At 38.8% G+C, this 18,152-nt stretch carries 1 protein-coding gene; it reads right to left on the bottom strand.

Annotation, left to right across the window (positions count from 1 at the left end; translation table 11 throughout):
• Positions 1-174: 174 nt before the first annotated feature.
• A complete protein-coding gene (locus tag ACFSAH_RS03090; RefSeq protein WP_379661229.1) occupies positions 175-17,904 on the bottom strand; it encodes a Calx-beta domain-containing protein in 17,730 nt (5,909 codons plus the stop codon).
• Positions 17,905-18,152 lie beyond the last annotated feature (248 nt).

The following is an 18,152-nucleotide window of genomic DNA, read 5'->3' on the forward strand; positions in this document are numbered from 1 at the left end:
GCCTCCTCTCTCGTTTAAAATCTGAGAATCGCTTTACTAACACTCAAACCAGATCCGCGGAAATTCCCCAGAAGGAGAAGAAATGAACGGACAGAAGAGATAGAACACAGACTTTAGAATAAAATCACTGACCTACCCCCTCTCCTTTGGAGAGGGGCCGGGGTGAGGCTCCCCCTACCTCTTGATAATCACATAACCTTTATTCAATAATGGTTTTCCATCGGTATCTTTTGTATGAATAATAAAGAAATAGACACCATCTATCAGGTCTTCGTTCTTATTAGTCATCATACCTGCATTTGCTTTACCTGAGAAAGAGATATCTTTATTGTTATATCCTTTTATCCTGAATACTTCGTTACCCCAACGGTTATAAATTACGACTTCATTATCCGGGTATTGATCTATATTATAGATTACAAAAACCTCGTTTCCTAATCCATCTCCATTTGGCGACATATATGGATCTGGATGTATACCCCCGTTTTCATTTAACTCAGGTTCTTTTCCTTCCGGATAGAAATCCTGAATAACCACCAAAGCGGAATCTCCAATAGTTACAAAGTTTGACGGATCTACAGCTATTATTTTTGCCTCTACGGTTTCGTCCTCTTCTTTAATAAAGTCTCGCAAGGTTTTCACCAAAAAGTATTGTGTGGTTACTGTATCTCCCGCAGCAATCCTGATCACATCAAAGTTTCCTTCTAAAGTATAGTCTTTATTCAACTCTGCAGTTCCAGAAAAATCCAGTACCACATTTACATCCTGGAATAATGGTTCGCTTAGCTTAGCGGTGATTTTAACCACTTCGCCTTCGGTAACAACCGTAAGTACCGGCGTAAGATCTACCCTTACTTTGGGCTGTACATACAAGGTTACATTTGCAGTATCCTTTAATCCTTCAGGATCTTTTACTTCATAAACAAAAGTATCTATTCCCGTAAAACCAGGGTTTGGAACATAAACAAATGCCCCGTCCATACCATCAAAGAACTCGATTTTACCATGTTTAGGAAATTCCAGAACTCTAAAGGTTAGTACATCACCATCTACATCATAATCGTTTAAACCTACGTTTTCGCGGATGCTGCTGTCTCTTTGTACATAGTAAATATCGTCTACGGCTATCGGTGCATCATTAACCGGAATAATAGTGATCTGTACCCTGGCTTCATTTGATAGCCTTCCGAAAATATCTTTTACGGTATAAGTAAATGTATCGTAACCATTTACATCCTTATCTGGAGAGTAGGTTACTGTTCCATCTGCATGAACAACAACTTTACCTATGCTCGGTGGTGTTACTATTTTCACCGTTTTCGGATCTATCCCTTCATCATGTTTATCGTTAGCGGTAACAGAGAAAGTAACAGGCTCGTCTTCCAGGGTTGTCACATAATCGTCCATAGCCATTGGTGCGAAATCGTCATTCAGAATAACACCTTTACCGTCTGTACCTATAGTCAGCTGCCCATCAAATGTTGGCGCTAAGTTCATTAACTTCAAACCAAAGGTTTCATCGTCTTCGTACTTAGTATCTCCGATGATGGTAACATCTACTTTTTTTGTCTCTCCGGTATAACCCGCAAAACTTAAATAACCACTGGCTTTTACATAATCTTTATCCGCTACGGTTGCTGTACCATCTACCGTTGTATAATTTACTGTAAACGGTTTATCTGTTGTTTTGTCCAGAGTTACGGTAAAGGTTACGGTTTTTGTTCCACTGTGCCCTTCCAACACCGGAGCCGGACTGGTTATAGTGAGATAACCTGTATCATTATCATAAATATTCAGTACCGGAATTGGCAATACCATAGATACGTTATTATACGGATTATCTATTTTGGTAACATTTAGTACTACGGTTTCTGTTTCTTCTACAATATCATCGTCAAGAGTTTTAATAGTTAATACGGCTCTGTTTTCTCCTGCCGGGATGGTAATACTGGTTGCCGAAGGGAGGGCGATATAATCGCTTGCTGTTGCGGTACCGCTCAATTTAAAATGTATGGTAATATCTTTGTCTGAGGTTACTCCCGGATTTAAGGCAAACACAAATTGTCCATCCTGCATGCCTTCTATTCCGTCTACTTTAATCACAGTTATTAAAGAGCTATCATCATTCAGGATCACATTCTTCGTTTCTGTTACCGGAATGGTTAAACGGTTATTAAACGTTTCACTTAAATCGAACACTTTGAATTTAAAGTCTTCATCGGCTTCTATTTTTAAATCTCCGTTTACCAAAACTGTTACAGATTGTACTTCTCCGGCCTTTCCTGCAAAAGGCAACTCTCCCGCTGTATGGGTATAATCTTTGTCTGCAACAGTTGCTGTTCCGTCCGCCGTTGTATACTTCACTACAAATCCTCTGCCGGTCTCTTTTTCCAGAGTAAGATTGAACGTATAAGCTGTAGTGCCGTTATCGCCTTCTTTCTGTGTTACAGGATTACTTAACTTCAATATGGCAGAATCATTATCCATAATTTTTGCTACAGGTAATTTTGGATTTACGGTTATAGACGCCGGATAGTTTGTATTTATCGAATTGATGGCAATACTAACGGTTTCATCATCTTCTACAATATCGTCATCTATTACCGGAAGTTCCAATATGGCACTTTCTTTATCAGCAGGAATAGCAAACACTCCATTTACACTGCCTTTATAATCTACTCCTCCGGCCGTAGCTGTACCTCCAAGTGTGTAATTCAACACCGTTGGCACATCAGAAGTATAACCTAATGGGTAACTAAATTTAAAGCGCACAGGAATAGTACCTGCCTCTGCACCATCCATTGCGGTAATGATAATTTCTGCTGTGTCGTCATTCAAAATAGTGGCTGTACCTCTGTTTTTTTGTATAGACAATCTGCCTTCGAAAGTGCTGGATAGGGCTTTCAACACCACATCAAAAACTTCATCTGCCTCTATCTTTTTATCTCCAACAATGGTTATCTCAATAGTTTGTTTTTCTCCCGCTTTTCCGTCAAAACTTAAGGTTCCGTTATTTACCGCAACATAATCGTTATCTGCTACTTTAGCGGTCCCATCTTCTGTATTGTAAGTAATAGTAAAAGGTAGTCCGGTCTCTTTATCCAGTACTACATCTAGCTTAATTTGCTTATAGGCCAGGTCTCCTTCGCTAATTTGTGCATCTTCAATTCGGATTTTCCCGTAATCGTCATCCAAAATATATGCCTGAATTGGCGAGTTACTAACCGATACTTTTCCGTAATTTTCATTGATTACATTTCCAGTTGTTAACTCGATAACTTCTGTACCTTCCACAATCTCATCATCTATTACCGGAAGCCTTAATGTTACCTTATTTTCTCCTGCCGGAATAATCACTTCTCCGGAAATATCACCTATATAATCTATTCCTGCTCCTTTTGCTACCCCTGATAGGGCATACGGGATTCTGGTCGGATAATCACTTACTACATTCTGAGGAAAGCTAAACGTAAATACCACGTCATCTCCCTTTTCGGCCCCATCTGTTTTAGTAATATGGATTATTTTATTGGCTTCTATATTATCATCGTCTATAATAATTCCTCTGGCTTTATCAATCTCTATAATCAAACGCTTATTGAAATCATTGGACAGACCGGATAATTGTACAAAGAAATCTTCATCGCCTTCTATTTTCTTATCGCCATTTACCAGAATAATAATCTCTTTTCTTTCTCCTTTTGTTCCTCCAAAATCTAAAGTACCTGATTTTGGAATATAGTCGTTATCAGCCACAGTTGCTGTTCCGTCTACAGTACGGTAGTTTACTGTAAAAGGGTTTCCTACATTGTTATTCAGGATTACGGTAAATTTTGCCTCGGTTGTGCCTACATCTCCTTCTGTTACTTCTACCGGACCTAAAATCCTGATTTCTGCATTATCATTATCTTTGATATATGCGGTTGTGGACTCTGTCGGGATGGCAATTTCATTGGTATATTTACCTCTTATTGCATTTACTTTTAGCACAATGGTTTCATCATCTTCTATCAACTCGTCATCTACAACATCCAACACCAATGTTACGGCATGATCTCCGGGTTTTATGGTTACGGTACCAGAAGTTGCGCCTATATAATCTATTCCATTTCCTATCGCTGTGCTTTCTGCCATCATTTCGTAATCAATCAGAATAGGTTCATCTGCTGTAACGTCATCCTCTAATGTAAAAGTAAATGTTACCGGACTGCCGCCTTCTTCGCCATCTGTTTTGGTAACTATAATGTTGGTTTTATCGTCATTCTCTATGGTGCCTGTCAGTTTGGTATTCACAATACTTAATCTGTTATTGAAAGTATTGGAAAGCTGTGTCAGTAACAACTCGAAATATTCGTCTGCTTCTATTTTCTTATCACCGATAATGCGAACTTTTATTTCCTGTGGTTCATTTGCTTTCCCATTAAAAAACACCTCGTCATCAACGGCGATATAATCAAAATCGGAAGTTTTAGCGGTGCCATCTTCCGTGTGGAATTTCAGTTTAAAGTCTTTGGCGGTTTCCTTATCTAACCGTAATGTAAAAACCACCTCTTTAGTGCCGCTATCTCCTTCGGTTATTAACCTGGATTGTGCCGTTATCTTACCATAATCATTATCTTCAATAAACAAGGTACTGGTATTGTTGTCCATTTTTACATCAGGATATTTCTGATTAATTGGTGCTCCAACAACAGTCAAATCTACCTGTTCGGTATCTTCTACAATCTCATCATCTATAACTCTTAACCTTAAAGTTGCACTGTTTTTACCGGCCTCTATCGTGATCGAAGATGAAGAACCAATAATGGTATAATCTTTATTGATCTCGGCTGTACCACTTAAATTAAAGTTGATTTTAGTGTCGGTATCCAAAGTTACTCCTGGCGGATAGCTAAAGATAAATGCGGCATCACTTAAACCTTCTTCGCCATCCTGCTTTTTGATCGTAATGGTTTTATTAAAGGCTATATTATCGTCGTCGATAATATTAGCAATGGCTGGTGAGCCAACAATACGTAACCTGTCACCAAACTTATCAGAAAGCCCTTTCAGGATCACTTTAAAGAACTCGTCTCCTTCTACTTTAGTGTCGCCATTAATAGCTACCGAAATCTGCTGTACATCATTAGCTTTCTGACCATCGAAAGAAAGTATTCCTTTCGCATACTGGTAATCATTATCATCTAAAGTTGCCGTTCCGTCTTCTGTCTCGTATTCTACAGTAAAGCTCCTCGTGGTAGGATTACTTAAGGTGACATCGAAATAAAGTATCTGACTACCACTATTTCCCTCAATAATACTTAAAGGACCGTTAATGCTTAATGTACCATAATCATTATCTTCTATTTCTATGGTATGCGTAGTGGCGTTTAAGGCTATATTATTGGGGTACGGGTTGTTAGCTAATGTAGCTTCTATAATCACATCTTCTGTGTCTTCTATAATGCTATCGTCTACCACATTGATAAACACAGTGCCGCTATGCTCCCCTGCCGGAATAACTAAAGTTCCCGCTGTTAGCAGGTCATTATAATCCACATTATTTCCCGTTGCCGAACCACCTAAATTGTATGTAATGGTTATCGGCTGATCTACTGTTACCCCATCCAGCAAGGTAAACTTAAATGTTCCTGTTACTTTCCCTTCTTCTTTTCCATTAGTTCCGGTAATTGCAATTTTCGCATTGTCATCATTAATAATGGTTCCTATAGCCGGATTGGATGGTAAATGCAATCTGCCTTCGTAGGTATTACTCAAAGCGGTTAGTATGAGTTTCAGGGTTTCGTCGGCTTCTACTTTGGTATCTCCTGTTACGGTGACCGAGATTTTCAATGTTTCTTTAGACAGCCTATTGAATGTGGTTACACCTGCAGGAATACTTACATAATCTTCTCCTGCTAAAGCAGTTCCGTCTTCTGTTTTGTAAGAGATAGAGAAACCTTCTTGTGTGGGCTTATCAATAGCCACCGAAAATTCCATCAGGGTATTGCCACTGTTTCCTTCCTGTACATTGACATTCTGGATGGTAATATAAGCCTCGTCATTATCTATAATAGACAAAGTTTGACTGGTATTAGCCAATGCGACATCTTTTGGTAAAGTTGGGTTAACTACGGTTAGGGTTACAGTTTCTGTACCTTCTACAATATCATCATCAATAACCGGTAAGGTTAGAGTTGCTGTTTGCTGACCTGCCGGGATGGTAATTACTCCATTTAAGTCGCCGGTATAATCTACACCATTTCCTATTGCACTATTGGTTGATAAGCTGTAAGGAATTTTGATGTCTTTTTCTGAAGTAATGTTTCCATTAAAACCGAAAACAAACTGAGCTGGTTTAGAATTATCCGCCGTTTCTGCTCCGTCTATTTTAGTAATGTGAATCTTTCCCTCATCGTCATTTACAATAGTTACCACAATTGGCGATCCGGTAATATTTAAACGATTGCTTAGTGGACTGGCATCTACCGCTTTGATGGATACCCTGAAAGTTTCATCCAGTTCTACTTTCTCGTCTCCTTTTACAAATACGGTAAAAGTATGTTCTTCACCTTCATACCCTCTAAAGCTTAGCGTTCCTTTAGCTTCCAAATAGTCTTCATCTGCAACTTTAGCTGTAATATCTTCTGTAAAATAGGCGATATCAAAAGGATTGGCAGAAGAATTATTCAGCTTTACGGTATACGTTAGCTCTCTATAACCATCTTTACCTTCAACCACTGATTTTACTCCTGTTAGGGTAATTATTGCAGCGTCATTATCTTCTATTTTGATGGTGCTTACACTATTGTTTAAAGTTATCTGCGGATAAATGCTGTTCAGCTTCGCTGTTAATATAACTGTTTCATCATCCTCTACTTTATCATCATCTATAACCTCTATCTGTAATACTTTCTCTGTTTCGCCCGGTTCAAAAGTAATGGTACCTGTTGCTGCATTGCTGTAGTCTTCTCCTTGTACTGCATCTCCCGTTAAATCATAATCTATTGTAAATGGTGTATCTGATGAATAACCATCCAGTATCCTGAATACAAACTGACCATTTACCGGACCTTCCTCTTTTCCATTGGTTCCGGTGATACTGATTTTCGCATAATCGTTATCTACTATGGTGGCTGTGGCAGGTTGTGCCGGCAAAGTCAAGTGACCACCAAAATTATTGCTCAGGCTGTTTAAAGCCACGTAGAACTGTTCGGTTGCTTCTACTACCTTATCGCCAATAATCTTAATAGAAAAATTACGTGAAGTGTTGTCTTTATCAAAAGCTAAAATACCATTCTGCTCGGAAATATAGTCGCTACCTACTTTAGCCGTTCCATCTGCGGTACTGTATTTTACGGTAAACGGCTCTTGTGTAGGCTGACTTACCAAGACAGTAAATTCTAAATTCTGGGTACCAGAATCTCCTTCTGTTATGGTAGGATTAGTTATACTAATAACAGCACTGTCATTATCCTCTATTTCTACTTTTGCTTTATTGTCAACCAGAGCAATGTTATTTCTTGGATTACTTCTAACCGATGCCGTTAAGTTAACTTCTTCTGTTCCCTCAACCAGGTTATCATCAATAACCTTAAGCGTAAGTGTTACACTATTACTTCCTTTCGGTATTTTTAACGGACTTACCTCTGTCGGATCAATGGTATAATCTTCTCCTATTTTAGCCGATATATTATCTAAATTATAGCTGATTTCTAAATCCTCATCAACCGTTTTCCCATTCGTCAATTCGAAAGTGAAAGTCGCATTCTGCGCACCTTCTTTTCCCTTTTGAGTGGTGATCTTTATCGATGTAAAATCATCATTTTCTATCGTCCCGATGATATCCTTTTTAGGGAAGGTCAAAAGGCCCTCGAAATCTCTGCTCGGATTCCCAAACAGTAAAGAGAATGTCTCATCCGGCTCTACCACATGGTCACCTTTTATTTTTACCGTTACAGTATGTGGCTCATCTTTGTTGCCCGAAAATGTCAAAGTCCCGGTTGTTGCCACATAATCTTCTCCCGCAGTTGCGGTAATGTCCTGCGTTTGGTAGTTAACCGTAAAATCTTTTGATGTTGCTTTGTCCAGCTTCACGGTAAATATGTAATCTGTCTCTCCGCTGTCTCCTTCTAAGATTTTAGGTTCGCTGATAACCGTTAAAGTGGCCGTATCATTATCCCTGATCTCCAATACCGGAATTGATGTCCCTAATTTGATTTCATTGGCATAAGCCGAAGAAATGGCAAGGTCTTCTAATATAACGGTTTCTGTTCCCTCTACTATTTCATCGTCTACAATATTGAAGACCAATTCTATACTGCTTTCTTCTGCCGGAATCACAATCTCCGTGGCCAATCCATTATTGGCCAGGTTGTAATCCGCAGCGACTGCCGTTCCGCCTAAATGATAGTTGATGGTGACTGGCTTATCCGATGTTACTTCGTTACCGAAACGGTCTACCAAAGTAAACTTGTAAATAGCCTTGCCATTGTCGCCATCTTCCTTACCGTGGATAGCTGTGACTTTAATTTCGGCATTGTCATCATTCCGCAAGGTTCCCAACCCTATATGCTTGGCCGGATCTAAAGTCAGGTGTCCGCTAAAAAGATCTTCTAAGCCGGTGAGCACTAACCTAAAAATCTCGTCCGCTTCTACTTTTCTGTCGCCATAATAGGTAATGTTTATTGGGTTATTATCTGAAGGCAGTCGTCCTATAGATATTGCAGAGGGCGGTACCGCTTTATAATCTTCGCCAGCCGTTGCCGTTTGGTCTTCGGTATGGTAATAGACTTTAAAAGGTTGTGATACTTCTTTATCTATGCTTACATTAAAGGTCAAGGTATGTTCGCCCGAATGCTGCTCCTGTACCTGCACATCATTAATACTTACTAAACCGTAATCATTATCGATGATTTTTAGGGTTGCCGTATTGGTATTGTCCTTAAACTGGATACCATAATGAACATTGGGCAATGTTGCCGTAAGGATTACCGTTTCATCTCCCTCTACAATATCATCATCTACCACGTCTATCTGAACGTCTACAGAGTTAGTTCCTTTTTTTATGATTGCTTCTCCGCTTACCGGAGCATAGTCTGCAGGAGATTTTGCCGTACCATCTAATGTATATTTGATAATCAGGTCTTCATCTACCGTTATGCCCGGTGGTAAACTAAAGGTAAATATTCCCGGTTTGTTATTAGCTGGTGCTTCTTCTCCATCTTTAGCAGTAATAGTAATGTCTGCAAAATCATCGTTATCTATCCAGGTTTTTATAGACGGTGTTGGGATGGTTAATCTGCCTTCGTAATTATTGCTGACTCCCAGAATGTTGAAGAAGAAATCTTCATTTGCTTCCACCTTGGTGTCGCCTATAATATCTACTGTAATAGATAATTCTATGTCTTTGTTTCCAGGATGGATAATATCCTGCGGTAAAAAGAAATAATCGTTGTCGCTTTGCTTGGCCAGACCATCTTCTGTCGCCAGTTTTATGATAAACGGGTCCTGAGTTGATTTTGTCAGTTTAAGTCTGTAATTTATTTTGGTGATACTTGAATTGCCCTCAATAATATTACCTATACCTGTTAATTGTAATTCTGCCGAATCGTTATCCTTTATTTCTATTACCGGTCTGTCATTACTTAAAGTAATCTGAGAAGGGTAAGCTGTAGATGTTGTATTGATACTCACCGCTTTAAACGAAATAGTTTCGGTAAGCTCTACAATATCATCGTCCACCACATCAAATTCCAGATCAACATAAGTGGAGCCTGCCGGAATGGTCACGCTATTTGAGGTGACATTGCTGTTGGTTACTACCGTATAATCTGACGGACTGGTAGCCGTTCCTTCTAAACTGTAATTGATAACTATAGCCTGATCGGAAGTATTGCCGTTCGTAATCTCAAAACGGAAACGAGGACGCTGAGGAAAACCTTCCCCCCCATCTAACGAAGTAATATTAATTACCGCCTCATCGTCGTTTATTATAGTTCCGGTACCCGGTAAAGTTGGCAAATGCAATTTGCCTCCAAAATCTGTACTCAAATCGCTCAGAAGCACATTAAAAACTTCATCTGCTTCAATCTTCTTGTCTCCGTTTACCTGTACCGAAAAAGTTTGTGAAGTGGTAGATAAAGCTCCAAAATTAAGTGTCCCTGTTGCTCCCTGATAATCTTCTCCAGCTATAGCCGTACCATCTATTGTTGCATACTTTACAGAAAATGGTTTTTGCGTGGCTTTATCCAATTCTGCTGTAAAAGTAAATATGGTGGTGTTACTATCACCTTCCGCTTTACTTACATTTTGTATAGACAGTGTAGCCTCGTCGTTATCCTCAATATTTAGTGTTACCTCTGGATTGCTGATGATAATATTATTGCGCAAATTGCTTTGTGTGTGTGCAGTAATATTAACGGTTTCCGTTCCTTCTACAATATTGTCATCAATAACATTTAAGGTTAAGGCTACACTGTTACTTCCTTTCTTCAACAATAAAGGACTAACATCAGTTGGATTAATAGTATAGTCTTCCCCTGCTTTTGCCGATACATTATCCAAAATATATTCAATAGAGATATCTTCGTCTACCGTTTTATTATTACCTAACGTAAAGATAAATGCCGCTGGTTGTCCCCCTTCTGCTCCATCCTGTTTGGTGATAACAATATCTGCAAAGTCATCGTTTTTAATAATTCCTTTCTTTGTTTTTACAGGAATAGTCAGTCTGTTTTCAAAATTATTTGATGGAGAAGACAAGGTTACTACAAAATCTTCATCTGGCTCTATTTTATCATCTCCATTTATCTGTACGTCTATATAATGGGGTTCATCTTTCTCTCCCAGGAAGTTTAAAGTTCCCGTAGGGTTTATCACATAATCTCCATCAGTTCGTTGAGCTGTGCCATCTGTCACCGTATAATTTACGTTAAAAGCATCTGCTGTTTCCTCATTTAATTTTACGGTAAAACGGTATTGTTTAAAATCTCCGGTATTACCTTCTGTCAGCTCGTCTACCGCTGTAATTGTAATCTCTGCATTATCGTTATCTGTGATATTTAAAACAGGAATTGTTGGTGATAAGGTAATTGCACTCCCATAACCACTAAACACCTGCACATTTTTAAGTTCAACTGTTTCTGTTCCCTCTACAATGGTATCATCCACAATAGTTAATTCCACATCAACATAGTTTTCCCCTGCCGGAATAGTTACCGATGTTGGATGTGTGATATCATAATCTTTTTTTGCTGAGACGTTTAATGCAGTACCTCCCAATTGATAATTTAGAGTAACAGGTTTATCAGAGGTAGCTCCGTTTTCCAGGTAAAACCTGAATACACCCTTTGTCCCATTTTCCGAACCATGGGTTACAGCAACTGCCACTACTGCACTATCATCATTTTTTAAGGTAGCTGTCCCGGTATGCGCTGTTGTACTGATAGACAGATGACCATCAAACGTTTTATAGAGTGATTGTAAAATGGCTTTAAATGTTTCGTCTGCCTCTACTTTTTTATCGCCATAATATTTAACCTGTATATGCTGTACCTCGTCTTTTGCTCCGCCAAAAGTTAGTGTTCCTGTTGTAGCCTCATAATCCTCTCCGGCTATTGCCGTTCCGTCCTCAGTTTTATAGTTTACATTAAATGCTGTTTCCGTTTCTGTATCCAATAGCACATCAAAAGACAGTGTATGTACCCCATTATTTTGTTCGTTAACCGTAACATCATTTATGGTAACAGTTCCAAAATCATTATCCGTGATTTTTAATGTACTGCTATTATTAGCAAAAGTAACTCCATAAACAGGAGTAACTATATTGGCTGTAATCGTCAAAAATTCATCGCCCTCTACTTTGGCATCATCAATAATCTCTATAGGAATGTTAATAGAATTTGTATTTGCAGGTAATGTTATTGTTCCCGGCAGGGCTTTATAATCATCCCCTGCCTGTGCCCCGCTTAAAGTATAGCCAATCTGTATGGGAAGATCTGCTGTATAACCCGATGGAAAACTTATGGTAAAATAACCATCGTTTCCACCTTCTTCTCCATCTTGTTTAGTTATACTTAATTGTGCGCTATCATCATTTATAATAGTGAAAACAGCCGTATTATTGGGGATGCTGATGGCACCGTTATACAAATTTGCCGAAGTATTAAACTGGAACCTGAAAGTTTCACTATCTTCTATTTTAGAATCGCCAACAATAATTACAGATACTTCTTTTTCCTCACCTGCCTTTCCTTCAAAATTCCAGGTGCCGTTGCTCGCCTGATAATCGTTACCATTAGTCGCCGTAATATCTGTAAACTGATAATTTACACTAAAAGGAGAAGCCGTCGCCTTAGTCAGTTTTACTTTAAACTTAACGATTTTTGTTTCCCCATCAGCTCCTTCTGTAACATCAGGCTCAGTAATCAGCACAAGCTCTCCTTTATCGTTATCCAGTATATTAACAGTTTGCGGAGAGTTGGAAACCGTAACAGCTGTCGGATAAGCAGTATCAACACCTGTTGTTGTTAATATAACAGTTTCTGTATTTTCCACAATATCGTCATCTATTACCTCTATTTTTACCTCTCCACTTGTCAATCCGGCAGGAATAGTAACAAATGCAGAATTAGCCGTAGTATAATCATCAGGATTTTCCGCTGAACCTCCCAGATTAAAACGAATAGTTGTTGGCTCATCAGATGTTATTCCATTTAAGAAATTAAAATGGAAAAAGCCCGCTACAGCACCTTCCTCATTACCATGCGACGGCACAATCTGAATTATGCCTTTATCATTATTAACGATAGTACCAACTGCATTGGGATTTGCAATAGTCAACCGACCGCCAAAGTTAGCAGACAGCAACCCTAATGCAACATTTAAGGTTTCATCTTTTTCAATAATTAAATCACCTTTAACAAGAACCCGTATCTGTTTGTTACGATCTGCCGGACCATTAAAATACAAAGTAATTGATGCTGGCACTTCATAGTCAACGTTAACAGTAGCGGTACCCTCTGTGATGGTGAAAGGTAGGGAAAAAGCATCCTGAACGTTTGCACCTGTGAGCTCAACATCAAAAACAAGGTAAGTATCACTCTCATTCCCTTCAACTACTGATGCATTTGAGATGGAAATACTTGCCGCATCATTATCTATAATATTCAGTGTTTTCTGTAATTCGGTAAATGTGATATGGTAAGGTAATAATGTATTTGCCAGTGTAATTGTTACGGTTTCGAGATTTTCTACCAGATTATCATCTACTACCGGTAAATCTAACTGTACCGTACTTTGCCCCGGATTGATGGTTAACACTCCTGAACTTGCCCCGGTATAATCACTTGGATTTTGAGCCGTTCCGCCTAAAGTATAGGAAATACTTATCGGAACATCCGCACTATAACCATCATCAAAACCAATCGTAAATCTGGCGTCCTGACTACCTTCTTTTCCATCTATTTTATGGATAACAATGTTTGCCAAATCATCATTTACAATAGTGGTCTCTACATAAGGGTTTGATATAGTCAGACGTCCGTCAAAGTCCTGAAGCAAAGGATTCAATATCAAGCGAAAAACTTCATCTGCCTCAATCTTTTTATCTCCTCTTATATTTACCGGAACAGTAATTTCCTGTTCACTAAGCCCCGGAAGAAAGGTGTAGGTATCCAATACACCATCGTAATCTTCTCCTGCAAAAGCAGTTATATCCGCAGTGCGGTAACTTAACTGTATAGGGGTTTGTATTTCTTTATCCAGCTTAATAGTATAATTGATAGTATTTACGCCATTATCTCCTTCAATAATACTTGGTGGACCTGTTAAAGTAATTGTCCCCTTGTCATTATCTTCTATTTGTGCTGTGATGGCATGTGTATTTATTGTAACTCCCGGATTACCTATAATTGGAGAAGGCGTTAAAACAATTGTTTCTGTTCCTTCTATAATATCATCATCATTTACCCGGATGGTTAATGTTGCACTATTGGTATTTGCCGGAATAGTAACCTTGTATACCGTTGGTGCCTTATAATCTGTACCTGCAGAGGCTGTACTGCCTGCTAATGTAAAATTAATTTCTGTAGCTGTTGTAGCTGTTACCCCCACCGGGAAGGAGAAGGTAAATACAACAGGTTCTTCATTCTCCTCTTTTCCATTACTGGCAGTTACCGTTATCTGGCCGCTGTCATCATCTATAATAGTACCTATTGCAGGTACACTTTGCACTGTTAATGCACCATTAAACGTTTTGGATGGTGCACCTAATATCAATTGTAAAGTTTCATCCCCCTCTATATCATAGTCACCTTTAACAGCAATATCTATATTAACTTCCTGTGTGGCTAAATTGGGCGAAAAAGAAATAGGACTTATTGTGGTAACGGTATAATCTGTACCTAAAGTTGTTTCTATGTCCTGTATGGTAAATGGCAGGGTAAAATCTCTATCAGTTCTGCCGTTTAATACAGCTTTAAATCTCAACAGACTTGTTCCGGCATTACCCTCTATTACCTGTGCATCTGCTACGGTTATTTGCACCCTGTTAATATCAAAAATATACAGCGTACTCATATTACCCGAAAGCGTTATTCCTGGATGTGACAACGAGTTTACCGTTAAAACCACATCTTCCGTTCCCTCTACCAGTCCATCGTCATAAGTATTCAGATATAAATGAACAGTACTTTGCCCCTTTAACAAAGTGATGGTTCCCGTTTGTGGTTTATCATAATCTATACCATTGCCATTGGCTTTCCCTGTTAAAGTATAACTAATTATAATATCTGTATCAGCAACTTTATTATCACGTAAAGTAAACGCAAAATATGCTGCAGCACCTCCCTCGGTTGTATTTTCAGAGACAATATCTAATATACCCGAATCATCATTCAGGATATATCCGATAGACGCTCCCTGTGTTATACTCAGGTTGCCACTATAATTATTACTTAAATCGCTAATGGTTACATGGAAATATTCGTCCGATTCTATTTTATGATCTCCAATTACCCTTACTGTTACCGGATAAGTCCCCGGCATTTTAGGAATGGTAACTACACGATTCTGAGGTTCGTAATCATTGTCCGCAACCAGGGCTGTACCATCAGCCGTTTTAAAATTTAAAGTAAAAGCCCCTGCCGTTTCTTTGTCTAAAGTAACGTTAAATGTAAAATCAGTGTAATTAGTATCTCCTTCGTTCAGGGTTACCGGACCACTTAACTTTATAGTCCCCTTATCATTATCAAAAATGGTAATGGAGGGTACATTTGGGTTTAAGCTAATATTATAGGCACTTTGAAGATTTCCGTTCTCTGGTCTTCTACTCCTTATACTTTGTACCGCTGCAATAAAAATGGTTTCATTGCCCTCTATTATATCATCATTAATTACGGGAAATATCAATTCGTAGGTTGATTGTCCTGCCGGTATAATCACAGTATTAGCCTGAGTACCTATATAGTCTACACCACCCCATTCTGCCGTTCCTCCTAATGTAAAATCTATTTCCAAATCACAGTCAGAAGTTACTCCATTAGCAAAACTGAATATCAATTTTGCAGGTACCGCCCCTTCCTCATAACCATCTACTTTAGTAACATTGATGATTCCACTATCATCATTTTCTATAGTCCCCGTTGCTTCTTTTATACCAATGGTATTTAATCCCGAAGGATTGGTGATAACCAGTTTAAACTCCTCATTTCTTTCGATAATATTATCTGTAGCAATCTGCAAAACTATATTGGCTTGTGTTTGCCCTTTGGGGACAATAAGAGTTCCCGATGTAGGCCCTATAAAATCTGCAGCGTCTGTAGTAAGGTGCGCAATCTCATAATCTATTGTAATATCACAATTAGAAGTCGTCGATAAAGTTACAGGAAAAGTCATTGTTTTTATCCCTCCCGTCCCTTCCGTTACGGTCTGGTTACTGCCCATATTAATAGTGACTCCAGAAAGTGTAACATTTGAATGTGTTTTAATATTATTACACCCTACCGTTCCGTAATTACATTCCACTTCCGGATCGGTAGGTTCTGCCGCATCTGGATGGGTAGCATCCGGATCTGTTACATCTTTTGGCCGCATAACAGAGGCTTTTGTAATTACTCCTCCAGCCGGAGACGCAGATAAAGTTCCTTTTATAATATAAGTTAATTCAGCACCATTTATCAGGTTTAATACCGCATTATATTGTGTAGTATTAGTCTGACTGTTTACAATCTGATTACCAATATTAGCAGGAAGAAAAGAAGTAGTGATATCTGTAATGGTAAATTCCGCCGGATAGTCAAAGAAAAACTTAGCTCCCTCTACATCATCGGGGCCGTTATTCCTAACCCTTACAGTATACACCATCTCTTCCCCAACACAATAGGTAGTTTTATTTGCTAAAATGCTTACCACTTCGAGATCTGCTTCCCGAAATGTTATATTTAAATAGGGTATTTGAGGTGCACTTACAAGGTAAGCCCAGGTATCTAAACCTACCTTATTTCCATAAGCGCTTGTACTGTATGAAGTATTACCATATTTATGCCCGTTTGAAGAACTGTTCGCCCCGCCAATTGGTGTTTTTTTTGGGATAGGGACACTTGTACTAGCGGTGATATCTTCATCATTCCAATGTACAGTATAGTCAGGCGCATTTGCTCCGTTTATACGCTTTATAATAATACCGTTGACATTATTTTCTACATCCAAAAAAGGAAAGTGTACCTCTCCCCCAACAAGACTCACCTGTAACTGATTAGGACTTAATGGAACACCTCCATAAACCTTCCCACCATTACCATCCAAGCCATTCCAACGCACTTCATTGTCTCCATTTACAGCAGTACCTGTTAATCTTACATCAACATTCTCATTAAAAATGCCGTTATTGTTGATATCGATATTTATATCGTAAGAGCCAGGTTGACTTGTTTTAAACTTGATTAAGCCTCCCAGTGGAAATGTTCCTGCTTTATTCTCCGTACCTTCAAATCCCGTAAACAAAACGTCCGATACCGACAAAGCTTTAATAGGTTTTCTTAGCCATGTAGTTGCGGTAGGTGTAGGTGCATCTTCCGGCAAATCAGCTGCCGGAGTATTGAAAAATATTTTATGTGTAAAATCGGTTGCCGTGTCATCTGTTCTCGGATCTTTAGTATTAACAGTGGTAGCAGAAGTGACGCTTCGATAAGCAGGATCTCCACTTCCATTCTTGAACCCTTTATTATTAACGAAAAAAGAAAAAATATAACCTGCCTGTCCATTATTGTCTACTTCATACAAATAGCCATCGTATGTTAGGATGTTAAATTGAGCATAAAATAATGAAGAACCTGCCGATAGCGTACCATTAAATACATTCATAAAAGCTCTCCCGCTCACAAAGCCTGTATTTGCTGCATTACGAACAGAAACATCAAAAGCAGCAATATATGGTACGGTTGATAGCTGCGGAACCCAATCTAAACCAACTGAATTCACTGGTGGATGATTTGTCCCATTAACAGATCTGGGATCTGTTGTCGGTGATGGTGAAATAAAATCTATTTCCCAAATTCCCTCCTGTCCTGCACCAACCGTAATAATATAAGGAATATACCCCCCATCTGCTCCTCCATTTAAAGACGGACCAAAAACTTCCTGACTCCTGTTAGATATTACCCCTTGGGTTGTTGTAGTATAGGTAATTGTCCCTCCTCCCTGAGGAACTTTAACATTAATTCTCCCACTTCCAATCCCTACAGCACTGGACCCCAAAAACAACCTTTCCCCTACTTTGGCATAAACTTTTACAGTTCCTTTGGTTGGAAAGGGAATCCCCTCCCCGTCCATATCAGAACTCAGGAAATGAGCTCTATGTCCATTTCCACTGGCAATCATATCCTTACTCCCCTCCGCAAAAACACTAAAAGAGAGACAACTCATTAAAAACAAAACAAATAATAGTCTGGTTTTTAATAGAGTTAAGAAAAGTTTAAACAATATAGTGTGTATAGTTTTATCTAATAAGTAAAGGTGCTTCATCTAAAAAATCATACGTTCTTCCAAATCACAAAAGTTTGAATATCAAATCTTTTGTACTCCTCTTCCTTTTACGGATGAAAGCAAATTAAGGTTGTATCATTTTCTAGATTTGAGCAAAAGACTTTTGAGAGGAAAAACTTCCGAAAAAG

It is taken from the genome of Pseudopedobacter beijingensis, assembly GCF_042678145.1.
In the GTDB taxonomy this organism is placed as follows: Bacteria; Bacteroidota; Bacteroidia; order Sphingobacteriales; family Sphingobacteriaceae; genus Pseudopedobacter; species Pseudopedobacter beijingensis.

Bases quoted from the DNA above. Each gene is read 5' to 3' on its own strand.
- ACFSAH_RS03090 (WP_379661229.1), bottom strand. From the start codon at position 17,904: ATGAGTTGTCTCTCTTTTAGTGTTTTTGCGGAGGGGAGTAAGGATATG.